Annotated in this window: 27 protein-coding genes and 1 pseudogene; 22 read left to right on the forward strand and 6 right to left on the reverse strand. The window is 61.2% G+C overall.

The genetic code is table 11. The annotated features are described in order from the left end of the window. Positions 1 to 4: 4 nt before the first annotated feature. Entirely contained in the window at positions 5 to 1,678 is a 1,674-nt protein-coding gene (locus CGA21_RS26605; protein ID WP_188265394.1) for a tetratricopeptide repeat protein, read from the reverse strand. 236 nt (positions 1,679 to 1,914) lie between these two features. Between CGA21_RS26605 and CGA21_RS26610 the strand changes: the two genes are divergently transcribed. From CGA21_RS26610 to CGA21_RS26625, 4 genes are all read left to right on the forward strand, one after another. Next, on the forward strand, positions 1,915 to 2,355 hold the full coding sequence (locus tag CGA21_RS26610; RefSeq protein WP_168757556.1) for a hypothetical protein: 441 nt from the start codon (positions 1,915 to 1,917) through the stop codon (positions 2,353 to 2,355). A gap of 139 nt (positions 2,356 to 2,494) precedes the next feature. Next, positions 2,495 to 2,779 (forward strand): hypothetical protein, encoded by a 285-nt coding sequence (locus CGA21_RS26615; RefSeq protein WP_110754967.1) that lies wholly within the window; start codon positions 2,495 to 2,497, stop codon positions 2,777 to 2,779. Between the two features lie 103 nt (positions 2,780 to 2,882). Further along, positions 2,883 to 3,452, forward strand: coding sequence for a chorismate mutase (locus tag CGA21_RS26620; protein ID WP_110754968.1), 570 nt, complete (start codon positions 2,883 to 2,885; stop codon positions 3,450 to 3,452). A gap of 181 nt (positions 3,453 to 3,633) precedes the next feature. Then, positions 3,634 to 4,062, forward strand: coding sequence for a nuclear transport factor 2 family protein (locus tag CGA21_RS26625; protein ID WP_110754969.1), 429 nt, complete (start codon positions 3,634 to 3,636; stop codon positions 4,060 to 4,062). On the opposite strand, the gene CGA21_RS26630 is transcribed toward CGA21_RS26625, so the two are convergent. Next, positions 4,038 to 5,012 (reverse strand): LysR family transcriptional regulator, encoded by a 975-nt coding sequence (locus CGA21_RS26630; protein WP_188265395.1) that lies wholly within the window; start codon positions 5,010 to 5,012, stop codon positions 4,038 to 4,040. The two genes, CGA21_RS26625 and CGA21_RS26630, sit on opposite strands and share 25 nt — an antisense overlap. A 312-nt stretch (positions 5,013 to 5,324) precedes the next feature. Here CGA21_RS26630 and CGA21_RS26635 point away from each other — a divergent pair, with 312 nt between their 5' ends. The 13 genes and pseudogenes from CGA21_RS26635 (at position 5,325) to CGA21_RS26695 (ending at position 16,118) form a co-directional block, all read left to right on the forward strand. Next, positions 5,325 to 6,893 (forward strand): sensor histidine kinase, encoded by a 1,569-nt coding sequence (locus CGA21_RS26635; protein WP_223194273.1) that lies wholly within the window; start codon positions 5,325 to 5,327, stop codon positions 6,891 to 6,893. A gap of 104 nt (positions 6,894 to 6,997) precedes the next feature. Beyond that, complete coding sequence (locus CGA21_RS26640; protein WP_110754971.1) at positions 6,998 to 7,651, forward strand: response regulator transcription factor; 654 nt, start codon at positions 6,998 to 7,000, stop codon at positions 7,649 to 7,651. Positions 7,652 to 7,749: 98 nt separating this feature from the next. Beyond that, complete coding sequence (locus tag CGA21_RS26645) at positions 7,750 to 8,124, forward strand: response regulator transcription factor (RefSeq protein WP_110754972.1); 375 nt, start codon at positions 7,750 to 7,752, stop codon at positions 8,122 to 8,124. 228 nt (positions 8,125 to 8,352) lie between these two features. Next, positions 8,353 to 9,552, forward strand: coding sequence for an NAD(P)/FAD-dependent oxidoreductase (locus CGA21_RS26650; protein WP_188265396.1), 1,200 nt, complete (start codon positions 8,353 to 8,355; stop codon positions 9,550 to 9,552). A 73-nt stretch (positions 9,553 to 9,625) separates the two neighbouring features. After that, a complete protein-coding gene (locus tag CGA21_RS26655) occupies positions 9,626 to 9,886 on the forward strand; it encodes a transmembrane sensor/regulator PpyR (RefSeq protein ID WP_110754974.1) in 261 nt (86 codons plus the stop codon). Positions 9,887 to 10,078: 192 nt separating this feature from the next. Then, the gene (locus CGA21_RS26660; protein WP_188265397.1) at positions 10,079 to 11,644 is read left to right on the forward strand and encodes a sensor histidine kinase; all 1,566 of its coding nucleotides are present in this window, start codon (positions 10,079 to 10,081) and stop codon (positions 11,642 to 11,644) included. A 128-nt stretch (positions 11,645 to 11,772) separates the two neighbouring features. Then, positions 11,773 to 12,303, forward strand: a complete 531-nt coding sequence (locus CGA21_RS26665) for a ferritin-like domain-containing protein (protein ID WP_188265398.1) — start codon at positions 11,773 to 11,775, stop codon at positions 12,301 to 12,303. 146 nt (positions 12,304 to 12,449) lie between these two features. Beyond that, positions 12,450 to 12,830 (forward strand): response regulator transcription factor, encoded by a 381-nt coding sequence (locus CGA21_RS26670; protein ID WP_110754975.1) that lies wholly within the window; start codon positions 12,450 to 12,452, stop codon positions 12,828 to 12,830. A gap of 74 nt (positions 12,831 to 12,904) precedes the next feature. Then, complete coding sequence (locus tag CGA21_RS26675; RefSeq protein WP_146235767.1) at positions 12,905 to 13,084, forward strand: hypothetical protein; 180 nt, start codon at positions 12,905 to 12,907, stop codon at positions 13,082 to 13,084. A 12-nt stretch (positions 13,085 to 13,096) separates the two neighbouring features. Continuing rightward, positions 13,097 to 13,306 (forward strand): annotated as a pseudogene (locus CGA21_RS26680) (hemin ABC transporter substrate-binding protein); the annotation flags it as partial. Positions 13,307 to 13,425: 119 nt separating this feature from the next. Further along, positions 13,426 to 14,409, forward strand: a complete 984-nt coding sequence (locus CGA21_RS26685) for a FecCD family ABC transporter permease (RefSeq protein ID WP_188265411.1) — start codon at positions 13,426 to 13,428, stop codon at positions 14,407 to 14,409. Then, positions 14,409 to 15,176: a heme ABC transporter ATP-binding protein gene (locus CGA21_RS26690; protein WP_110754977.1), complete on the forward strand. Its 768-nt coding sequence runs from the start codon at positions 14,409 to 14,411 to the stop codon at positions 15,174 to 15,176. The genes CGA21_RS26685 and CGA21_RS26690 overlap by 1 nt, the downstream gene beginning before the upstream one ends. A 57-nt stretch (positions 15,177 to 15,233) precedes the next feature. Continuing rightward, a complete protein-coding gene (locus tag CGA21_RS26695; RefSeq protein WP_188265399.1) occupies positions 15,234 to 16,118 on the forward strand; it encodes a ChaN family lipoprotein in 885 nt (294 codons plus the stop codon). Positions 16,119 to 16,238: 120 nt separating this feature from the next. Here the strand turns inward: CGA21_RS26695 and CGA21_RS26700 are convergent, their stop codons facing one another. Beyond that, on the reverse strand, positions 16,239 to 16,628 hold the full coding sequence (locus CGA21_RS26700; RefSeq protein WP_110754995.1) for a c-type cytochrome: 390 nt from the start codon (positions 16,626 to 16,628) through the stop codon (positions 16,239 to 16,241). Between the two features lie 190 nt (positions 16,629 to 16,818). Here CGA21_RS26700 and CGA21_RS26705 point away from each other — a divergent pair, with 190 nt between their 5' ends. From CGA21_RS26705 to CGA21_RS26715, 3 genes are all read left to right on the forward strand, one after another. Continuing rightward, the gene (locus tag CGA21_RS26705; protein WP_188265400.1) at positions 16,819 to 17,568 is read left to right on the forward strand and encodes an SDR family oxidoreductase; all 750 of its coding nucleotides are present in this window, start codon (positions 16,819 to 16,821) and stop codon (positions 17,566 to 17,568) included. Between the two features lie 34 nt (positions 17,569 to 17,602). Next, positions 17,603 to 18,004 carry a cupin domain-containing protein gene (locus CGA21_RS26710; RefSeq protein ID WP_110754980.1) on the forward strand — a complete coding sequence of 134 codons (402 nt, stop codon included), beginning with the start codon at positions 17,603 to 17,605 and terminating at the stop codon, positions 18,002 to 18,004. 186 nt (positions 18,005 to 18,190) lie between these two features. Next, on the forward strand, positions 18,191 to 18,712 hold the full coding sequence (locus CGA21_RS26715) for a phage infection protein (protein WP_223194274.1): 522 nt from the start codon (positions 18,191 to 18,193) through the stop codon (positions 18,710 to 18,712). A 202-nt stretch (positions 18,713 to 18,914) separates the two neighbouring features. Here the strand turns inward: CGA21_RS26715 and CGA21_RS26720 are convergent, their stop codons facing one another. Continuing rightward, the gene (locus CGA21_RS26720) at positions 18,915 to 19,634 is read right to left on the reverse strand and encodes a cysteine hydrolase family protein (RefSeq protein WP_033042620.1); all 720 of its coding nucleotides are present in this window, start codon (positions 19,632 to 19,634) and stop codon (positions 18,915 to 18,917) included. 152 nt (positions 19,635 to 19,786) lie between these two features. Between CGA21_RS26720 and CGA21_RS26725 the strand changes: the two genes are divergently transcribed. Next, positions 19,787 to 20,683, forward strand: coding sequence for an AraC family transcriptional regulator (locus CGA21_RS26725; protein ID WP_188265401.1), 897 nt, complete (start codon positions 19,787 to 19,789; stop codon positions 20,681 to 20,683). Between the two features lie 21 nt (positions 20,684 to 20,704). Further along, positions 20,705 to 21,031: an NIPSNAP family protein gene (locus CGA21_RS26730; RefSeq protein ID WP_188265402.1), complete on the forward strand. Its 327-nt coding sequence runs from the start codon at positions 20,705 to 20,707 to the stop codon at positions 21,029 to 21,031. A gap of 113 nt (positions 21,032 to 21,144) precedes the next feature. Here CGA21_RS26730 and CGA21_RS26735 read toward each other — a convergent pair whose 3' ends face one another. Beyond that, on the reverse strand, positions 21,145 to 21,603 hold the full coding sequence (locus tag CGA21_RS26735; RefSeq protein WP_110754983.1) for a GNAT family N-acetyltransferase: 459 nt from the start codon (positions 21,601 to 21,603) through the stop codon (positions 21,145 to 21,147). Between the two features lie 158 nt (positions 21,604 to 21,761). Continuing rightward, on the reverse strand, positions 21,762 to 23,450 hold the full coding sequence (gene betA, locus CGA21_RS26740; RefSeq protein WP_188265403.1) for a choline dehydrogenase: 1,689 nt from the start codon (positions 23,448 to 23,450) through the stop codon (positions 21,762 to 21,764). Positions 23,451 to 23,452 lie beyond the last annotated feature (2 nt).

Below are 23,452 nucleotides of genomic sequence, written 5' to 3' on the forward strand. Positions count from 1 at the left end.
GCACCTAGCGGCAGCAACGCTTGCCGTTGCGGCAAAAACACGACGCCGAAATCTCCACATCCGCACGGGCCATCGCCAGGTTGAGGCGAACCTGCGCAGCGGCCGCCTCGGCATCGCGCCCCAAGCGCTTCAAACATTCCACGTAGCCGTGCAGGCTCCACACATTATCCAGGTGCCATGAGGCGCGACTGAGGGTGTTGTCCAGGCCCAGGTCGGCACGATAGGCGTGCAGGGCTTCTTCCACCCTGCCCTGTTCCAGCAACAGCGCGCCCAGTGCGTGGCGCACCGGTTGCATCCAGCCCCAGGGCTCGTCGTAAGGCAGGTGATCGTCCAGCGATTGCGCCTCGCGCAGGTGAGCGAAAGCTTCGTCGACGTTGCCTTTGCGGTACTCGATTTCGCCGCGCAGCATGCCCGCGGCTACCGCCAGGATATCGTTGCATTTGTTGTTGAAGAGGTAGCGTGTGTCCGGCACCCGGGCCCAGGCCTCGAGGAACAGGTGATGCTCGGTCTCGGCGTTGGCGACTTGCCCACAAGCCGCAAAGGCCACGCCTTTGGCGTAGTGCAGCATGGCCGTGGTCACGCAGTACAGCGCCGGGTCCTGGGGCAATGGTGTGGCGAGGATGTCTTGCCATTTGCCGAAGCGGATCTGCACGTGGGCCTTCATCGAGACAAAGCTTTCGAGCCAGTCGGCCATGGGCGGTGTTTCCACCCGCAGGAGGTCTTCCTTGATGGTTTCGGCAAGTTGCTCGGCGGCTTCCAGGGCTGGCTGGTACTGGCCGAGGAACATCGCCGAGTAGAGCTTGAAGTGGTAATTGTGGCTGCGGTACAGGGTGTAGAAGTTGATTGGCCCCTCCTTGGCCAGATAGAGACTGTCGGCCTGGATTGCCCGGTGATTGGTGATCATGGCCCCGCGGTAATCGCCACAGAGAAGGTCGATGTGCGACGGCATATGGCGCAGGTGTCCGGCGTCTGGCACCAGGTCGCGCAGGATATCGCCCGCGCGCAGGGCCCGTTCCGGGAATGGCGACATTTCCAGGGTGTGGACGTACATGTGCAGCACGCCGGGGTGCGGTGCGTCGCCGTGCTCCTCCATGCGTTGCAGGGCGCGCTCGAGCACGGCCACGGTTTCCTGGGTGTCGGCGCCAGCCGCCGGCTGGCCGGTTTTCAAGTCCCATAACTGCCAGGGCGTGCGGTCGATCAGCGCTTCGGCGAACAGCGCCACCACATCTGGATCGTCGGGAAATCGCCGGTACACATCGCGCATGGACCCCGCATAGGCATCGTTCCAGGTGAAGAGCTCATCGACGTCGCTCGTCTGCTCGGCCTGGTAGCGTTGCTGCAACGCGTGGATCAGGGCTTGCTCCACTGGCGTCGTGCCTTCGAGGTGCACCAAGGCGATTTGTGTCGCCAGTCGCGCCTGGGCCACGGCCTCCTTGAGCTCTTGTTCGATGAAGGCGTCCCAGCGCTTGTTGTAGTTGGGCCCCGAGGCATAGGCGATGCCCCAGTAGGCCATCGCGCAGTTGCGGTCGTGCTCCAGGGCCTTCTGGAAACAACGGATGGCTTCGTCGTGGTTGTAGCCGTAGCACCACATCAGGCCGCGGTCGAACCAGAGTTGGGTTTGGGCTGAGCTCGTCGTCACGGGGCGGCTGTAGGTGCCCAGATCGTAATAGTCGTGCATCGGTTTATCCTCTCGATCAGAGTGCGGAACCTGCAAAAAACCAGCATACCCCTGCGTTCCTGGTCGAGCGCCATTGCCGACGACAGGCTGCGCTCTATCATCATGCCTACACGAGGCAGGCCACTGACTCTATCAATCGCATCGATGTTCACCATCACCTCAATGAAGTTCTCTTAAAAACTCCACGGCGTAACATCAGCTCCATACCAAACAACTACACCCCGGAGCACACGATCATGAAACGCCAAACCCTCCTCAGCATCGCTTTCTCGGTTTTCGCAGTTAACGCTTTTGCTGCTACCTCTGTTCAGCCAGTCGTGGCTGAAGGTGGCTCGGATCGTCTGATTGAAAGCCGGGTGGCCGAGGGTGGTTCGGATCGTTTGATCGAGAATCGTGTGGCTGCCGATGGTTCGGACCGCCTGCAAGGCAACACTGTCGCCGCCGATGGCTCCGATCGCCTGCAAGGCAACACTGTCGCGGCTGATGGCTCCGACCGCCTGCAAGGCAACACTGTCGCTGCCGATGGCTCCGACCGCCTGCAAGGCAACACTGTCGCGGCTGATGGCTCCGACCGCCTGCAAGGCAACACCGTCGCTGCCGATGGCTCCGACCGCCTGCAAGGCAACACTGTCGCTGCCGATGGCTCCGACCGCCTGCAAGGCAACACTGTCGCCTGAACCCATCGCTTCACCGCACCCACAAAAAAGCCCGGCCTGATCAGCCGGGCTTTTTTGTCACAGGGTTCTACCCCTGGCTCTTGATCGTCTATCCTGAGTGCCCGATTCTGGCCATGCCGCCATCCCGCCGGAGACACCTGTGCCGCCCCTTACTGCCCGAGAGATTTACCAGCAACTGCGTGACGCCGCATTGGGCCTGCGCCCGCTCCGGCGACTTGACGGGCAAGCCGGTCCGGTATTGATCGACATCGAAGGTTGGCGCTTGAGCCTCGATGTCGACCACCTTCACTTGCGTCACTGCCTGCATTGCCAGAGCCCGGATGGCCGTGCGTTCGACGGTGGGCAGCGTTTCGGTACCGACCCTGTGAGTTTGCTCAGCACCTGGGAGCTGGCGCAGATCGAGCGGATGCTGGCCGGCGACTGAGGCGCAACCGGGATATTGCGAAAGTACTCGTTGAACTATCGTTCATCTGACTCAGCTGTGATACATAAGACTTGATGCGCATCCCGTGCCCGAGAGGTTGCTTATGTTCCACTGCCCACGCTTGCCGCAAGTCCTGGCTTGCTCGCTGTTCGGCTTACTCGCCAGCGTCGCCCATGCCGCCACGCCCTCCCCGGCACCCGAAACGCTGCAGCCACTGCTGAACACCATCAACGAGCGCCTGGAAGTCGCCGATATGGTGGCGCTGGCCAAGTGGGACAGTGGCAAACCGATCCAGGATACCGCACGGGAAACCCTGCTCATCAACAACGCCAGGAAGCAGGCAACCGGTAGCAACGTGAACCCGGACGAAGCCGCCGACTTGATCGCCGCACAGATCGAAGCCAACAAACTGGTGCAATACGGACTGATCGCGCAATGGCAAGCGGCGCACAAGGCGCCCGACTTGCCGAGGCCGGACTTGACTCAATTGCGCGTTAAACAGGATGAGCTGCAAGCCCGTCTGCTGCAGCAATACGCCGATTTCGTACCCTATCGCGTCGACCCCGAATGCCCGCAGTGGCTGGCTGAGCAGCGCTCGGGCCTGATCAAGGATGCCCTGCATGGCCAGGCGTTGATCCGCGCTACAGGGGAGCTGTGCATCACGGATCTATGATCGAAACCAATCTCCCCCCTGTAGGAGCGAGCATGCTCGCGATGGAGGTCAACGATAACGCAGGGAGCCTGACACCCCGCGGCGCTCTCAGGTTTTTCGTCGGAACGCCGCCCGGAGCGTGCTCGCTCCTGCAGGAAGTGTTCTGCACGTTTTGAACAACAACAAAAAACAGGAGTTGAATATGTCTGAACTGCAACTGCATCCCAAGGCCGCAGAGTCCCTGAGCCTGTGGCACGCGATGATCCGCACCGGCGATCTCAAGGCCTTGCCTGCGTTGCTGGACCCGCAAGCGGTGTTTCGCTCGCCCATGGCCCACACTCCGTATCCCGGGGCACCGGTGGTTTCGATGATTCTCAACACGGTGTCCAAGGTGTTCGAAGATTTCACCTATCATCGCGAACTGGCGAGCGCCGACGGCTTGAACGTGATTCTGGAATTCAGCGCCAGGGTCGGCGACAAACAGCTCAAGGGCATCGACATGATCCGCTTTGACGAGCAGGGAAAAATCGTCGATTTCGAAGTGATGGTCCGCCCCCTCAGTGGCTTGCAGGCACTGGGCGAGGAAATGGGCCGGCGGCTCGGCGCCTATCTGGCCGCCAGCAAAGCCTGATCGTTGTGCAACGCCGGCCGAGTCTTGGGCACCACCTGCAACTCGACCGGCTCACCCAGCAACGCACAGCAGCGCGAGCGTAACCAGCGCTGGCCGGGGTCGTTGTGCACCGCTGCGCGCCAGGCCATGGACAGTTCCGGTACGGGCAGTTGCAACGGTACCGGCTCAACCCGCATGCCTCCCATCGAAACCACCGCCTTGGCCACGTAATCCGGCACGATCGCCAGCATGTCGGTTTGCGCCAGCAACCCCGGCAACACACTGAACTGCGGGACGGTCAGCACCACTTTGCGTTGCCGGCCCAGCAGGCGCAAGACGTGGTCGGTGTCATCCGCCGCATTGCCCATGGATGACACCAGCACATGGGGCCGCCGGCAGAACTCGTCCAGCCCCAGCACTCCCGGCCGGGTGTCAGCGCGCAGCAGCATCGGGCGGATGGGCCGCAAGCCTTTGCGCCGGGCGTTGGCCGGCAGCTCGTCGGTGTGACTGATGCCCACGCAGATGTCGCCATTGCCCAACCTGTGCGACATCTGCTGCTGATCGACACGGCGCACGATCAAGGTGATGTGCGGTGCCTCGATGCGCAATTGGCGCAACAGCCGCGGCAGCAGCGCGTATTCGACATCATCGGACAGGCCGACACGAAACGTTGTCTCGCTGGTGCGCGGGTCGAACGATTGGCAACGGCTCAACGCGGCGGCAATGCCGTCCAGCGCCGGTGCCAGGTTGGCGAAGATTTCCTCGGCCCGTGCGGTCGGTTCCATCATTCGACCGCAACGAATGAACAGCGGGTCATCGAACAGCGCACGCAAGCGGCCCAGGGCACCGCTGATGGTGGGCTGTCCGAGGAACAGCTTTTCACCGACGCGGCTGACATTTCGCTCATGCATCATCGTCTCGAAAACCACCAGCAGGTTGATGTCGGCACGACGCAGGTCATTTCTGTTCATGAGGTTCGCTACCCGGCACGCGGCCTTTGAGTTCGGGAAGGTGCCTGGACAGGTTATGGCCGCGCAGGAAAAACGTCTGTCGTACTTGGGGACAAAAGGATCATGCGTTGGGTGGGCAGGTTGATACTTCGGTATGACCCTCGCCAAAAAAAACCAATGCAATGAAGGGGTTAGTCGTTACTGCGGAAAACGCCCAAGTCGATCACCGCGGCAGTTTTTTCGGGTTTTTTGTCCTAACGGAATCAGACCCCGTGCTTCTAGGATACCGAACCGATTCTCCGCTTCCAGCCCGAACGAACAACCGAGGCGCGCATGATCGACACCCCGACAAAAAAGCCTGCCACTGCACGCAGCGCACCTACCTTCGTGAAAGGAATCTACAGCAAGATGCTGTACAACCGCGGCGAAAAAAGGACGTCTCGCCTAACGCCCGGCCTGAGTCTCAAGCCCCTGGAAAACCTCTTGGTATGGCTGATGGGGCTGATCGTGGCGTGCGGGATACTGATCAATACCGAAACCCGGGTCGACTACGCCACCACGACGCTGTACATCGCATTGTTGCTGATGGCAATCAACCTGTTGTCGATCAGTGCGGTGATCGTGGTCGCGCTGTTCTGCATGGTGGCATTGACGTCGATATGCCTGTATCAGGATGGCTTTTACCGCTGGGAATCGACCTCGGACTTGCTGCGCAGCCTGACGGTGCTGGCGGCGATCATCTTCCTGGCGCTGCGCAGCAAGCAGGCATCCGACAGCCTGCGCCACAAGGAAGTCTATATGACCGGTGCCCAGCGCCTGACCCAGACCGGTTGCTTCGGCTTTCACGCAAACCTCGCGAGCATGAGCTGGTCGGAGCAAGTGGCACGCATACTCGAATACCCGGCGGCCGCCCCCGCCTCGGCGTCCTTGTACCTGGAGCGCACCCACCCCGATGACGTGCCCCTGGTGCTGGCCGGCTTCGAAAAGGCGGCGCGCCATGCGACCCTGATCGAAGTCAGGCACCGCCTGTTGATGCCCGATGGACGCGTCAAGCATTTGCACATGCTCGCCACCCCACTCCTCGTCCGGCACAGGCGCATTGAATACCTGGGCGCGCTGATGGACGTGAGCGCCAGCAAACAGGCCGAAGAAGCGCTGTTCCGCGCCCAGACCCAGTTGGCCCATGTCACCCGCGTGACATCCCTGGGTGAGCTGGCAGCGTCCATTGCCCATGAAGTCAATCAACCGCTGGCGGCGATCGCCAGCAGCGGCGAAGCTTGTCGCAACTGGCTGAACCGCCCGCAGCCCGATCTGGCCGAAGCACGCCAGGCACTGGAGCGAATCATCGCCAGCGCCCATCGAGCCACCGAAATCACCCGCCGTGTTCGGGCCTTGTCGCGCAAGAGCGATCCGCTGCGCCGAAACGAATCGCTCAACGACATTGTCAGCGAGACCTTGAGCCTGCTCCGCTATGAACTGGCCCATCACCAGATCAAGCCGAACATCGAGCTGAACGCATTCGGCGGCCAGGTCAGCGCCGATCGCGTGCAACTGCAGCAAGTCATCATCAACCTGATCGTCAACGCCTGCCAGGCGATGGACTCGGTCAACGCCACACAACGGGCACTGCTGATCCGCACCTGGGTAAAGGATAACGAGGCCGTGCTGGAGGTGGCCGACCAGGGTCCGGGCATCGCCAGCGAGGTCTTGCCGCAGTTGTTCACACCGTTCTTCACCACCAAGGAAAACGGCCTGGGAATGGGACTGTGCATTTGCCGCTCGATCATCGATTACCACGCGGGCCGGATCTGGGCCACCAGCACCACAGGCCAGGGCAGCTCGTTTCTGTTTGCCTTGCCGATACGGGTCGCCAACGACGCGGGATACGCCGCGGCCATCTAATACACAGGTATGAGTGCCGCCCGCCCAACCTGCATTTAATGTTGCGCCCCTCGCCAGGAACACCGCGCCGGGCGGTTGCATGTCCAGCCTCTTGGAAACCAGCCATGAACGAACAACACCCCCTCAACAAAATCAATCATAACGACTCCATGGTTTTCGTCGTCGACGACGATGCGCCACTGCGCGAATCCCTCGGCAGCCTGTTGCGTTCCATCGGCTTGAGGGTCGAGTTGTTCGGCTCGGTGGCCGACTTCATGAAGTACCCGCGCCCGGACACGGCCAGTTGCCTGGTACTGGATGTGAGGTTGCAAGGCAGCAGTGGCCTGGACTTTCAAAACGAATTGGCCGCCGCCGGCATCAACGTGCCCATCGTGTTCATTACCGGCTACGGTGACATCGCCATGACGGTACGGGCAATGAAAGCCGGCGCGGTGGATTTCCTGACCAAGCCCTTTCGCGAACAGGACCTGATCGATGCGGTTTGCGCTGCCCACAGCCGCGACCGGCAGCGTCGCGAGTCCGAGCGCCATGCCGAACAATTGCGTGCGCGCCACCAGACGTTGACCGCGCGGGAACAAACGGTCATGGCGCTGGCCGCCTCGGGCTTGATGAACAAGCAGATTGCCGGCGAAATCGGCCTGAGCGAAATCACCGTGAAGATCCACCGCGGCCAGGCCATGCGCAAAATGGGTGCGCGCTCCTTTGCCGATCTGGTACGCATGGCCGAGGTGTTGGCGACCCAGCCCGCTATACGATGAATATACCCACGTATACTGTGCACCCGATCATGACGGCGTATCTTGCATTGATGGCGCAGTGACTCCAAGTATTTTGCGCGACTACGCAGGTCACCACTATGCACAAAGAGGCAATGATTGCCGTAGTCGACAACGATGAAGCGGTTCGCATGGCCCTGGACAGTTTCTTGCGTTCCAGTGGATATACAGTTCGAACTTACAGCGGATCCCATGAGTTTCTCGATTCCGATGGTCCGTTTATTACGTCCTGTTTGATCTGCGATATACAAATGCCGCAAATGGACGGGATCGCCCTGTATGAAGAACTGGCGACCAGGGCCATACATATCCCGGTGATCTTCATTACCGGCAACCCCGGCGCGCAGCGGCCGCCGGGTAACCATGCCAGGATTCCCATTGCCTTCTTTCCCAAACCCTTCTCCACCGAAAAGTTGCTCGCCTGTATCGAAGCAGTGCTCGCGAGACTCCACTGATCTTTGTTTATCAAGGCAACTAACACTTTGGTATAGCTCATTAATACCTAGTCATACCCGGGCTGACCCTATGTAGCAGTGCCAGCGTTATCACCCTCGAATAACATCTGTTGCAGATCAAGCCGATCCCGATGTTTCGTGCTGTGAACGACAGCGCAAACAATCAGCCACAGCGGACGTGCGGCAATAACTTATTCACGCCCTCGATTGTTCTTCAGGAGCTAAACAATGAAACAGCAAATCTTGATTATTGGTGCAGGGTTCGGTGGTGTCTGGAGCGCCTTGAGCGCTGCCCGTCTGCTGGACAAGCACGATCGAAATGACGTCGAGATCACCGTGTTGGCTCCTCAGGCCGAGCTGCGCATCCGCCCGCGCTTCTACGAGCCTGACGTGCACACCATGAAGGCACCGTTGGACGAGCTGTTCGACGCCGTGGGGGTGAAATTCGTCAAGGGGTCGGCCGAGGTTATCGACGAGAGCAGCAGACAGGTCAGCTACGTCAACGCCGCAGGTATCCAGGGCAAGCTGGGCTACGACCGCCTGGTGCTGGCCGCTGGCAGCAAGCTGATGCGTCCCCCGGTCGACGGCCTGGAACACGCCTTCGATGTCGATGAGATCGAGTCCGCCACTCGCCTGGAAGCTCACATCAAATCCCTGAAGGACAAGCCGGTCAGTGCGGCCCGCAACACCGTAGTGGTGGCAGGCGGTGGTTTCACAGGGATCGAAACAGCAACCGAAATGCCGGCGCGCCTGCGTGCCGTACTCGGTGAAGACGCTGACATCCGGGTCGTCGTGGTTGACCGTGCCGCGCAAATCGGCGCCGCCCTGGGTGACGGCATCCGCCCTACGATCGTTGAAGCCTCGGAGCACCTGGGCATCCAGTGGATACTCAACACCACTGTGGCCGCGGTCGATGCCAACGGCGTCACCCTTGCCGATGGCCAGCGTATCGAGTCGAACACGGTGATCTGGACCGTCGGTTTCCGTGCCAACTCGCTGACCGAGCAAGTGCAAGGTACCCGCGATCATCAGGGCCGCCTGCATGTCGATCAGCACCTCAAGGTGCGCGGTCACGCCGATGTGTACGCCAGCGGTGACGTGGCCTATGCCGCCACCGACGACCTGGGCAACTTCGCGGCAATGTCCTGCCAGCACGCCATCGCCCTGGGTCGTTATGCCGGCAATAACGTCGCCGCCGAGTTGCTGGGTGTCGAGCCGATCGCCTACAGCCAACCCAAGTATGTCACCTGCGTGGACCTGGGCGCCTGGGGCGCTGTATTCACCGAGGGCTGGGATCGCCAGGTCAAGCTGATCAAGCAAGAAGCCAAGGAGCTCAAGACTCAGATCAACACCCTGTGGATCTATCCGCCGGCGGCTGATCGAGCCGTGGCGCTGGCGGCCGCCGATCCGTTGATTCCGGTGGCCTGAGGACGATCGATACGGCCGTGCCAACCACGGCCGTCACCCTACACCCTGGCACTGCAAGACGCAGGTGATCGACATGTCTGGTTTTTTTGAGCATCCGCATCGGGCCTTGAAGTTGTCGCACGTCATGCTGATCGCAGGGCTGGTCGCACTGGTCGTCGGCGCCATTCTGGCTTACGGCCTGGATCAGCATCTGTCGCTGCCCGGCCTGGTGATGGCCCATGCCATGACGATACTGGGGCCCACCGCCATCAAACTCGGTTATGTACTGCGCCTGCTGACGCTCAATCGCCTGAGGCGCCAACCGCTCGTTCAGCCACCTGGCCTCGCCGGGTGATGTGAAGTCTACGCCTGTATCCCGACCAGCCCACTCCTTGCTGGCCCGGGGCCTTTCCCAAGCGCCCGCCACTGGTTTTTCTGGCGGGCGTTTTTTCTCCAGTCCGATCAAACACCAACACTTCAAAGAGTTTGCCCGGCATCACCGATGCCTTGTGAGTTGCCGTTCGATAGCAAAAATCCGGAAGAACAAATGTCTATCATTAAACGTTGCAAGAAACTTTTTTTTTCAGACCCCGTCGCCTGGCTGGCCGCCATTGCCGTCGGCAGCATGATCTTCATTACCAATTCGCTGCTCGACCTGGATGTCGCGCCGACCCTGCTGTACATCACGCTGGTGTTCATGTCGGCAAGCATATTTTCCGTGCCGGTGTTCCTGACCGTTGCCTTCAGTTGCATGGCCATCCTGAGCGCCAGTTTCATCATCGATGAAGGGTATCGTGATCACAGGCTCATCGCCGGTTTCGTGCGCTGCCTGATCGCGCTGACCACCATCACCCTGCTGGCGCTGCGCAGCAAGCGCGCCAGCGATACGTTGCGGCGCAAAGAGGCGTTTTTCCTGGGTGCCCAGAAACTCAGCCATACCGGCAGTATCGGCCTGATCATCGATGACCCGGTGATGCTGTCATGGTCGGAAGAGGCCTCACGCATTTTCGAATACCCGCTGAATGTCGCACCGACCCTGGCCATGGTCAGGGCGCGCATGCACCCCGATGACCTGCCCATCGTCGACAGTGTTCTGGAACAGGCTGCACGCCGGCAAAACCTGATCGAAGTGGAATATCGGCTGGTCATGCCCGATGGGCGGATCAAGCAGGTGCAGATGCTCGCCAATCCGCTGTTCAACCATGGCCGGCGCGTTGAATACGTCGGCGCATTGATGGACGTGACTGCATCCCGGCAATCGGAGGAAGCGCTGTTTCATTCCCAGGCCAAGCTCGCCCATGTCACGCGGATTACATCCATGGGCGAACTGGCCGCCACCATTGCCCATGAAATCAACCAGCCCCTGGCGGCGGTGATCACCAGCGGAGAATCGTGCAAACGCTGGATCAACCGCCCCGAGCCGAACCTCGAAGAAGCCCGCCGTTCGCTGGACCGGATCATCCAGAATTCATCCAGGGTAAGCGATGTCATCACCTGTATCAGGGCGCTGTCGCGCCAGAGCGATGTGCAACGCAAGGCCGAAGTATTCGACGAGATCGTCCGAGACTCACTGGCGCTCATGCAACATGACATCGGCAACCATCAGGTTCGCCCGCACCTGCAGCTGGGTGCACCCGGCGCTCACATCAAGGGCGACCGGGTTCAACTGCAGCAAGTGATCATCAACCTGATCATCAATGCCTGCCAGGCCATGGCCAACGTGCATGACCGCCCACGAACGCTGCGCATACACACCTCCGTCCAGGGCAACGAGGCGGTGCTTGAAATCGCCGACTCCGGCACCGGGATTGCCGAAGATATCCTGCCCTCGTTGTTCGATCCGTTCTTTACGACCAAACCCACCGGCCTGGGGATGGGCCTCTCGATCTGCCGCTCGATCATTGAATTTCACGGCGGCCGGATCTGGGTCGACAGCACCCTGGGGGTCGGCACGCAGATGCTGTTTGCGATTGCTTTGACAGCCCCCAGACACGATGAGCATCTTCCTCCCCACCTGGCGCCGGGAGCCGGCGACATCGACACCGGCAATGTCTATCAATGCCGTGAACCCGCTGTTGTGCCGCAGTATCCCGCCGCTCATACCCAGGTATGACGGGCCTGACCCCATGTGCTAGCGCGGTGTCTTGAGGTAGGAGTGTTATCGCGGGTCCATCGCTTTAGGCTGGTCACCTCGAAAAAATCCACTCATCGCGCCAATGCGCTGACCTGGGGATGGTTGCCATGAACGCACTGCAAAAGCTGTACTTCGTCAGTCATCCGCTGCGCCTCAGCCGCTATGGCGCGCATACCTCGCTGTCGACCGCAGAACGCATAGAGATCATCGACGCATTGACGCAGATCCTGGGCACTACGCTGGGCATGCTCGCGCAACTCAGGCTGGGTCAAAAGAAAGTGCGCAATGGCAGCTTCCTGCCGGTGCAACAGTTGTTCCATCGCCTGGTGCGCGCCAATACCGACTATGCCGATTTTCTCATCAGCGGCATCACCGACCTCGGGGGCTACGCCGATACCGCGGCGCTCTATTTCCTGAATGACGCCTGTGGGCCGCAGTGTTTTGCCGACTGCCTGACCAGCATTGGTCAGGGCATGCGTCGGCTGCGGGCCGTCGATGCCTTGCTGCGTGACTACCGTGCATCCGCCACCGCCAACAAGGACAATGCGAGCAAGCGTTTTTTTGAAGAATGCGTGCGGCGCAACGCGCGTTTTCTGTCGATGATCGAGAACAACCTGCCCCATGACCAGCCAGGGTGAGGCAATCAACAGAAGCGACCCATCGCAACCACCGCGCAAAAAACAACTGCACATACCCAAGCAGGTTCCTGCACTTTTGTGCAGCACATACCTTGGCGGTATGACGGGCTCCCATTAGCGCCACTCGCAATGACGCAGGTTTCTACATGTTCAACCCAGCTATTATTTCAGTTGTTGATGATGACGAACTCATTCTTGTCTCACTGGACAGTTTGTTGCGCTCTTATGGTTACACCGTAAAGACCTACAGCAGTGCCTGGGCGTTCCTGGAATCCAGCGGACCTGCGCAGACAGACTGCCTGGTGTCGGATATCCAGATGCCAGGCATGTGTGGAGTGGAAATGTACGAGTCCCTGGCGAGCAGAAACATCCATATTCCTACCCTGTTCATCACCGCAAAGCCCGGCCTGCCGCCACAATTCAGTGCCCGCGTGCGTAAACCCGAAGGTTATTTCTCCAAGCCGTTCAACACCGATGCGCTGCTGGCGTGCATTGAACGGGCCTTGAAGCGCCGGGTTGCAGGGTGAAGACATGACATTGCCAGGGGCCGGCACGTTGGGTTGATCTTTCGGGCCACATCGCTGGCAGGCCAACGACCACTATGGGTTGCGCAAGGCTGATCCCTGGTTGCCGCAACCTGCACAAGCCAGTTGTCCGGATCAAGCGACCGAGGCCGGCGTCATCGGTATCACGGGTGCGCGAGCCGGGCGTCGATGGCATCATCACCGGCTTCGAAGGTTTCGATGCCAACGGTGAATGGGTCACCCAACTGATCGACTAAGGAAGCGACCTGATGCGTATCAAATGCCTGCAGGCCTGCGCCGGCCTGCTCCCGAGCCAAATGACCATGGCCGACGCCCTGCCCCGGCGCTGGGTCAGTGCCGGCGGCGCCTTCAGCGAATGGGTGGTCGCCCTCGCTGGCGAGGGCAAGCTGGTGGGCGTCGACAGCACCAGTCAGCACCCGCGCCCATTGCACAGCGTGCCGAGCGTCGGTTACCCGCGGGCGAAGGCATTCTATCCGTCGGCACAGGTTCACATGGCCGGGCTCCCGACAACAGAGAGCGCCCGATGACGGCCATCGTTCGGCCACGGCCGATGCTGATTACCCTGGGTCTGTTATTGCTGCTGGTGTTCTGGCTGTCCCTGGCCCTGGGGCCGGTCAGCCTGCCGCTGGGCGATACATTCCTGGCCGGGTTGCGGCTGCTCGGATTGCCGGTGGAGGGAGGCGACAGCCAACAGGCGCAGCTGATTCTGGGTCAGATTCGCCTGCCGCGCAGTTTGCTCGGCATCGCGGTGGGTTCGGTGCTCGCGTTGTCCGGCGTGGCCATGCAAGGGTTGTTTCGCAATCCGCTAGCGGACCCGGGGCTGGTCGGGGTGTCCGGCGGCGCGGCGCTGGGTGCGGCTGTCGCCATCGTCGGCGGCAGTCTGCTGGGCGGTTTGCCGCCGGCCATCGAGCCGTACCTGCTGTCGGTGTGCGCCTTCGCCGGTGGCCTGATCGTCACGGCGATGGTGTATCGCTTTGGCCGCAGCGACGGCCAGACCAACGTCGCCACCATGCTCCTGGCAGGCGTGGCGATGACGGCCATGGCCGGGGCCGGGGTTGGTCTGTTCACCTACCTGGCCGATGACGCCACGCTGCGCACCCTGACCTTCTGGAACATGGGCAGCCTCAACGGCGCCAGTTACCCGCGCCTGTGGCCGCTGCTGATCGTGGCGGTGGGCGTGGCGTTGTGGTTGCCGCGGCGCGCGGCGGCGCTCAATGCGCTGCTGTTGGGGGAGTCCGAAGCCCGCCACCTGGGTTTCAATGTCGAGCGGATCAAGCTTGAGCTGGTGCTGTGCACCGCGCTGGGTGTGGGGGCCGCAGTGGCGGCGGCCGGCCTGATCGGCTTTATCGGCCTGGTGGTACCGCACCTGATGCGACTGCTGGTCGGTCCCGATCATCGGGTGTTGCTGCCTGCTTCATTGCTGGCCGGCGCCAGCCTGTTGTTGCTGGCCGATCTGGTCGCGCGTTTGCTGCTGGCGCCGGCCGAGTTGCCGATCGGCATCGTCACCGCACTCATCGGTGCGCCCTTCTTCCTTTATCTGCTGGTACGGGGGCGCTCCTGATGCTGCGAGCCAACAATTTAATGGTGCGACGCGGCAATCGCACCGTACTGGCGGACATCGACATCGAGCTGCATCCGGGTCAAGTCCTCGGCGTGCTGGGCCCCAACGGCGCCGGTAAAAGCACCCTGCTGGCCGCTTTGTGCGATGAGCTGCCGGCCAACGCAGGCACGGTCAGCCTCGACGAACGTGCAATCGCCGACTGGCCGGGCCAGGAGCGAGCCAGACGCCTGGCGGTCTTGCCCCAGAGTTCGAGCCTGAACTTTGCTTTCTCAGTCAATGAAGTGGTGGGCATGGGTCGCCTGCCCCATGCCAGCGGGCGCGTGCGCGATGCGCAAATTGTCGCCCAGGCCCTGAGCGCCGCCGACGCCCTGCACCTGGCGGGACGCAGTTATCTGGCCCTGTCCGGTGGCGAACGCCAGCGTGTGCACCTGGCGCGGGTGCTCGCGCAATTGTGGCCGGGTGCCGAGGGTCAGACCCTGCTGCTCGACGAACCCACCTCGATGCTCGACCCGCTGCACCAGCACACCATTCTGCAAGCGGTGCGCGATTTCGCCGGGCGTGGTGCGGCGGTGCTGGTGATCCTGCACGACCTGAACCTGGCTGCCCGTTATTGCGATCATTTGTTGCTGTTGCAGGAGGGTCGCCCGCACGCCTATGGTCCACCGGATGAAGTCCTGACCGCCCAGGCCCTGGAGGCGGTGTACGGGCTGCAGGTGCTGATTCAGCGGCATCCGGAACGCGGTCATCCGTTGATTATCGCGCGCTGATTCCCGCCCCCTATCGCTAATGCGAGCGTAGGGACCACCGACTAACGAGGAAAACCGATGCGTATTCTGCTGCTATGCCTGGTCAGTCTGCTGGCTGCCTGCCAAACCCATTACGTCGCAGCGCCTCCATCGGCAATCGCCCCGCAAGGGCGAGATCACGCCGATCTCGGGGTGATCCGCGAACTCGCCACCGGACGCGCCCTCACCCCGCAGGAGCTGGTCGAGCGCCTGGCGATTGCGCCACGGGTGCTGGTCGGCGAGCAACACGACAATCCGGATCACCATGCCTTGCAACTGTGGCTGCTGCGCCAACTGGCGGCCCAACGTCCACAAGGCAGCCTGTTGATGGAAATGCTCAACCCCGACCAACAGGCAAAAGTCGATGCGGCCCAGGCCGCGACCCGTGCCGGCCAACCACCGGCCGACGCTTACCAGGCGCTGTCCTGGCAGGCCAACTGGGATTGGGGCGTCTACGGCGCACTGGTCACCTACGCCCTGCGCCAACCCTACCCCCTGCTGTCGGCCAACCTGGACCGGGCGCAGATCATGCAGATCTACAGACAGCGCCCGCCGCTCAGCGGTGAAGCGTCCACTACCCAAAGGGTACAAGCGACATTGCTGGACGATATCCGCGCGTCCCATTGCGGCTTGCTGCCCGAAGCGCAAATGCCGGCGATGCTCGCTGTGCAGCAACAGCGTGACCGGCGCATGGCCGAACGTCTGCTGGCGGCGCCGACGCCCGCGCTGTTGCTGGCCGGGGCGTTCCATGTGCGCAAGGATCTGGGGGTGCCGTTGCACCTGCAGGACCTCGGCGCTGGCGAAGGTAACGCAGTGCTGGTGCTGGCTGAAGTGGGCAAGACCGTGAGCGCCGACAGCGCGGATTATGTGTGGTATACGGCAGCGCAACCGGAGCAGGACCATTGCGCTGAACTGCGTCGCTAAAAATGCACCCCTGTAGGAGCTGCCGCAGGCTGCGATCTTTTGATTTTTCCAGGGCCAAAGCAAGATCAAAAGATCGCAGCCTGCGGCAGCTCCTACAGGTCGAGGTACATCTGCCAGTTTTCAGGGTGCCGGGAAGGTCTGGATGTAAGCCAGCAAATCATCGATCTTCTCTCGATCGCTGATCCCCCAGAAAATCATCCGCGTGCCCGACACCACGGCTTTCGGGTCCTCGATGTACGCCGCCAGTTTTTCACGCGTCCAGACAATGCCCGACGATTTCATCGCGTCGGAGTACTGATAGTCCGTGGTGCTGCCGGCAACCCGTCCGACAACACCGTTGAGTTGCGGACCAAAAAACGCCCGCGCCGACTCGCCGATCTGGTGGCAGCCACCGCACACCCGCTTGAACAGTTTACCGCCCGCCTCGGCATCGCCCTGCGCGTTCGCTTGCGTGGCGAACAGGCCTGCACCGAGGATCAGGACGAGGGTCATCACCGCCACTTTGTTCATTTCCAGTTCCAGCCCGAAGCAAAAAAATGGCTGCCATTTGAGCATGGCCAAGGCCCTGAACCGAAGCTTTTCAGACGCGCGAGGCCAAGGCCTGCCGTCCATCCCGCCAACCCACGCCCCGCGTTCGCCCGCCTAGACTAGCTACTCACGACGTGCGTGGCATGCCACACCAACAGACGGAGGCTCAAACATGAAAATTGTCGTCATCGGCGGTACGGGCTTGATTGGAACACAACTGTGCAAACTCCTGCGCGAAGGCGGACATGATGTGGTGCCCGCCACGCCGAGTACCGGCGTCAACGCCGTCACCGGAGAAGGCTTGCAGGCCGCGCTGCAAGGCGCCGACGTGGTGGTCGACGTCGCCAATTCACCTTCGTTCGAAGATCCCGCCGTGCTGGAATTCTTCGAAAAATCCGGGCGCAATCTTGCCGCCGCCGAGAAGGCCGCCGGGGTCAAGCATCACGTCGCGCTTTCGGTAGTGGGCACGGAGCGGATGCTCGAAAGCGGCTACTTTCGCGCCAAGATGGCCCAGGAAGAGATCATCAAGAAAGCCGGTGTGCCTTACTCGATCCTGCGCGCTACGCAGTTCTTCGAGTTCATCGGCGCCATTGCACAATCAGGCGCACAAGGCGACACCATTCGCCTGACATCGGCCGCCCTGCAGCCGATCGCCTCGGCCGATGTCGCCGCGGCACTGGCCAAAATTGCCGTGGCGGCGCCCACCGGCAAAATCGAGGAAGTGGCTGGCCCTGACAAACAACCTCTGGTGTCGTTCGCAAAAACCTACCTGCAACACACCAAGGATCAGCGTGAAGTGATTACCGACGACAACGCCGGATATTACGGCGCGATCATCAACGACCAGTCACTGACCCCTGGCGCCAATCCCATCCTCGGCAAGATTCACTTCGATCAATGGCTCAAGAGCGCTGGCGTCTAATAAGGCAAACCGCGTACACATTCAGGAGAGTCCCATGCGAACCCACGTTCTCCTCGCCCTGCTTGCACTGTCCACCCTGCCAGCCCGGGTCCTGGCCGCCGACGCGCCGCACCCGGATGTCAAGGAAGTGTCGGTCACGGCGCTGCCCGATTACCCCGGCAAGGAAGTGCTGATGCTCACCGTTGAATACCCGCCGGGCGGTGCCGACCCGGTTCATCGACACGACGCCCACGGTTTCATCTATGTGCTCGAAGGCTCGATCGTCATGGGGGTCAAGGGTGGCAAGGAAGTCACGTTGATGCCCGGACAGAGCTTCCATGAAGGCCCCAACGACATTCACACGGTGGGCCGCAATGCCAGCAAGGACAAGCCGGCGAAATTCGTCGTCTTTCTGTTGAAGGACCAGGGCAAGCCGCCCGTGTTGCCTGCCGATTGAAAGTCGCTCGGCATACTTGCGTATGAGCGGCTAATACCTGGATGTTGATCTGGACAACCTATGCATGAGTGACGGGATTTTTCAGGCAATTAAGATGCAGGCATCGAATGTCAGGGCTGCAATAGCCGGCATTCCTGCCTGCCCACTTGTTGCTTGAACAATCCCGTGACTCATTAGGTGAACATGATGAACACCCCCCGCCTTGCAGTAGGACTTGCCCTCTTTTCGGCCCTCGGTTTGCTCGCGGCCAACGCACAGGCCGCCGAAGCGGGCGCCGGAACGTCCGGCGCCCACACGGCCGTGCACAACGCTGCCGAGGGGGGTGCAGACCGCACCAAGGAACCACAACTGGCTGCCGATGGTGCGCAGCGTCTCAAGCAGAATCAGGTCGCCGAAGGTGGCGCCGATCGCCTGAGAGAACGGCAGCTCAAGCAGAATAAGGTCGCCGAAGGTGGGGCTGATCGTTTGAGAGAACGGCAACTGGCCGAGGGCGGCGCCGAACGCCTGCGCGAGCGGCAACTGGCATCGGACGGTTCCGATCGACTGAAGCAAAACAACGTTGCCGCAGGCGGATACAACTCGATGCGCGGGACAAGGGTGGCGGAAGGCGGCTCCGACCGCCTGCGGCACAATCATTACGCCGATGGCAGCAATGGCTACGATGCCAGTTCCGACGTCATGCCCTACTTCTGCATGGAATGTCGCTGATTGGCGATCGGCACGGGAGGTCAGATCACGATAGCGTTATTGGAACCTGTAGGAGCGAGCATGCTCGCGAGAAACCTGAGGGCACCGCGGGGTGCCAGGCTCCCCGCGTCATCGTTGACGACCATCGTCGGAACGCCGCCCGGAGCATGCTCGCTCCTGCAGTAAATCGGGTACAGCCGTCTCCCCCCTGGTATCAGGGCGATCAGGTCTTGAGATAGTCCAGCGTCTGCGCCGTGGTCCACAGGGCGTTGGCGATATAACGGTAGTTGATCAACGCAGCCAGGTAGCCATCGCCCTCCGGCGTGCTCGGGCCGGCGGTGGCGTCGCGGACCACCGCCACTTCAAAGCCCTGCTCCAGCAACTCACGCAGGTGCGACTCGACACAGAGGTTCGCCGCCATCCCCGCCAGAATGATTTGCGAAACACCGTGCTTGCGCAGTTGCAACGCCAAGTCATTGGTTTCAGGGCCGTACACTTTATGCGGCGAAGCGATGATGGTCTTGCCGTCGAGAATGTAGGGCTTGAACCCGGGCATGAAGTCGGCACCTGAGTTTTCGAAACCGTCGAGGCTCAGCGGCCCCTGCCGATCGAACATGCAGATGCTGTGCATGACCTTTTCCAGCGGCCCGCCGAAATGCCAGTCGTGATCGCACGGGTAGTAATAGTGCGGGGAAACAGCGACGGTGATGCCTGCTTCTTTGGCAGCGGCAAACAACTGCCCGAGGTGATTGACCACATCGTGCTCCACTACACTCTTGCCGAATACACCCCAGCTCACACCTTCGGGGCTGAGGAAGTCGATCTGCGGGTCGATGACCACCAGTGCTGCGCGGGCCAGGTCGAGCTGCATGCCCGGGTCCGGCAGCGCAGGCTCTGTCGGGTCGGCATACGGGGCGGTGGTGCGAATCGAATCGTTGCTCATGACAGTTGACTCCGCTCAAGGATGGAAAAATCGCGCTGCGCCATGGCACCCGGCAGGGGTGTTGTTTACCATCGGCGAGAACGTCATCCTACGGTCGCGCCCTGTTCCTCTTTTGCCAGGACGTACAGCGTCTTTACCCAGGCGTCTCCAACATGGATATCCTTTCCGAATTCTTCGAGCGCACACATCTGCAGGGTCGGCTGTTCTTTTCCGGCCCCATGGTGGGCACATTGGTGCTCGACAAGCCGCCGGGCATGGCGTTCATCCATGTGATCCGTCGCGGCGGTATCCACATGGTGCAACCGGGGCTGCCAACGATCTCGATCAGCGAGCCCAGTGTGCTGTTTTGCCCCAGCAGCTGCCGTTATCAATTGCGCTCAAGCGCGGTCGAGGGCGCCGAATTGATCTGCGCCTCGTTCCAGTTCGGACGCAACTCCCTGCAGCCCTTCCCGCTCGGGCTCAAGGAAACCCTGGTGTTTGCCTTTCGCCAACTGGAAAACCTCACGCCCCTGCTCGGCCCCCTGATCAATGAATTTCAGGACCAGGCCCCCGGTCGAACCAAAGCCCTGAACCTGCTGCTCGAATACCTGTTCGTGCTCCTGGTGCGCCGCTCGGTCAGCGAGGGCAAGATATCCAGCGGTTTGCTCTACGCCCTTCAGGATGGGCGCCTCGGGACAGTGTTCAAGCGCATTCACCAGGAGCCCGAGGCGCCCTGGACCGTAGAGAAAATGGCCAGCCTTGCGAATATGTCGCGGTCAAAATTTGCCGCCTGTTTTACCCGGATCATGGAAATTTCGCCGATGGGCTACGTCACCGCCTGGCGAATGAAACTGGCCCAGGATCTATTGCGCGATGGTGTGCAGATCAAAGTCATCGCCCCGACAGTCGGCTACAGTTCGCAAGCCTCGTTCTCCCGAACCTTCCTCAACGTGGTGGGCTGGCCGCCGGCCGAATGGCTCAAGCGCGATACCAGCGGCGAGGCTGTCGCAAACGTGGCGGCGCGGCTTCTGCCCGACCTGCCGGACGATTCAACCACCGAACATAGCTAACCTGTCAGAGAGAAAAAACCGATGGTCACCTGCTACCTGAAATATGCGCTGGACCCCTACAAGCTCGATGCATTCGAACACTACGGCAAACTGTGGATTCCACTGGTGGAGAAGTTCGGCGGCCAGCATCACGGCTACTTCCTGCCGTCCGAAGGGGCCAACAACGTTGCCCTGGCCATGTTCACCTTCCCTAGCCTTGCGGCCTACGAAACGTATCGCCAACAGTCTATGAAGGATGCGGAATGCATCGCCGCCTTCAAGTACGCAGAAGAAACGCGCTGCATCCTCAGCTATGAACGCTCCTTCTTTCGTCCGGTGTTCGGCGAAGTAAAACAGCCAGCAGCTTGAGAAAATTTCAACAGCAAGCTTGCTTGCAATGGACGAAAAGCGCCGCGTTTCGCCGCAGATGAAAACCTGCCTCCAGAGCGGCAGCCTCGTCGAGGCTGCCGCTTTTTTTGAACCTAGTCTTGTTTCAAGTCCAGGCAATAGGTGTAGTAGCCCGGATCGCGTACATAGCCCAGTGACTCATACAGGCGCTGGGCACTGAAGTTGTCGGTGGCGGTTTCCAGGGTCATGCCCTTGGCTCCCATCAACCGTGCAAAGTCGCGGGCGGTATTCATCAGCAGCGTACCAACACCTTTGCCCCGGGCGGCGGGCCTGGTGAACAGGTCGCCGAGCAGCCAGGTGCGGTGGGCGTCGATGGAGGAAAAGGTCGGGAACATCTGCACGAAACCCAGCGCCTGGCCGTCGGTGTCCTCGGCGAAGAAGATCACCGACTCGTCGCGGGCGATGCGTTCGGCGATGAAGTCGCGGGACTGGGGCAGGTTCGACGGCTGGCCGTAGAAGCCACGATAAGCGTCGAATAACGGCGCGATCGTGTCGATGTGGGAGGCGTCGGCGCGCAGGGCCAGGATAGCCATGAGGGTGCTCCATTGCGGTCTTGGGAGTTTGAGCCTAGCAATGGCAATCGAATTTTTCCTGTGGGTGCGAGCCTGCTCGCGAAGGGCCATGACATTCAACATTGATGTTGACTGGTCCATCGCTTTCGCGAGCAGGCTCGCTCCCATACAGGATTTGCTTAAACGCGCACGTTACGTCCTGGCAAGGTCGTGCGCTGGCTGTTTTCCCAATTCTCTACCAGCCCCACCGGCACATCCGACGCTGGCAGCATCTTCACCCCGCGAACCAGGTCCGAAGCCCGTTCGGCGAGCATGATGGTCGGCGCATTGAGATTGCCGTTCGGTTCGGTCGGGAACACCGAAGAGTCGATGACCCGCAACCCCTGGATGCCATGCACCCGCAGCTCGGAATCCACCACCGCCATGTCGTCCTCGCCCATGCGGCACGAGCCACACGGATGGTAGGTGCTTTCGAGGTTGTCACGGACAAAGGCGTCGAGGTCTTCATCGCTGGTCACCAGCGCTCCGGGAGCGATTTCGCCGTCGCGGAAACGGTCCATGGCTTTCTGGCCGATGATCTCCCGGGTCAGGCGGATGCAGCGGCGGAAGCCTTCGCGGTCCTCTTCGCGCTCCAGGTAGTTGAAACGAATCTCCGGGTGTTCGTACGGATCGGCCGACCGCGCCCGTACATAACCACGGCTTTTCGGCTTGTTCGGCCCTGTGAGTACCATGAAACCGTGGCCCTTGATCGGCTTGTTGCCGTCGTAGCGCATCGCTGCCGGCAGGAAGTGGAACTGGATGTCCGGCCAGCGCAGGCCCTTTTCGGAGCGAATGAAACCACCGGCCTCGAAGTGGTTGGTGGCGCCCAGGCCGTCCTTGAACAGCAGCCAGCGCAAACCGATCATCAATTTGCTCAGCGGGTCCATCTTGCTGTTGAGCGTCACCGGTTCCTTGCAGCCGAACTGAATGTACACCTCGGCGTGATCCTGCAGGTTCTCCCCTACCCCCGGCAGGTCATGGCGCACGCCGATCCCGGCCTTGCGCAGGACCTCGGCCGGGCCGATGCCGGAGCGTTGCAGCAGGTGCGGCGAACCGATCGGCCCGGACGAGATCAGGACTTCGCGGTTGCAATAAACCTGGTGGGTCTGACCACCGTGGTCATACATCACCCCGACTGCACGCTTGCCTTCGAGGATGATCTGGCGCGTCATCGCATGGGTGATCACCGTCAGGTTCGGACGGCCCATGGCCGGACGCAAGTAGGCGTTGGCCGTGGAGCAGCGCACGCCATTTTTCACGGTCATGTGCATTGCACCGAAACCTTCCTGCATGTAGCCGTTGCAATCTTCGGTCTTGATGTAGCCCGCCTCCGCGCCGGCTTCGACCCAGGCCCCGTACAACGGATTTTTCATGTGGTTGCCATTGGTGGTGTGCAGGGGTCCGGTCTGCCCCCGATAAATGTCGCCACCGGACTCGTAGCTTTCGGCGCGCTTGAAGTACGGCAGGCAATTCTTGTAGCCCCAGCCCTGGGCGCCAAGGGATTCCCATTCGTCGAAATCCAGGGCGTGGCCGCGAATGTAAACCAGGCCATTGATCGACGATGATCCCCCCAGCACCTTGCCCCGCGGGCAATGAATGCGCCGGCCGTTGAGGTAGGTTTCCGGCTCGGTTTCGTAGCGCCAGTTGTACTTCTTGGTGTTCATCGGGATCGAGAACGCACTGGGCATCTGGATCACCACGCTCTTGTCGCTGCCGCCGAATTCCAGGACCAGCACCGAGGTGGCCGGGTCTTCACTCAGGCGGTTGGCCAACACACAACCTGCCGAGCCTGCGCCAATGATGATGTAGTCGTATTTTTGCGTGGTCATGG

Source organism: Pseudomonas sp. PSB11 (assembly GCF_014596605.1).
Lineage (GTDB): Bacteria > Pseudomonadota > Gammaproteobacteria > Pseudomonadales > Pseudomonadaceae > Aquipseudomonas > Aquipseudomonas umsongensis.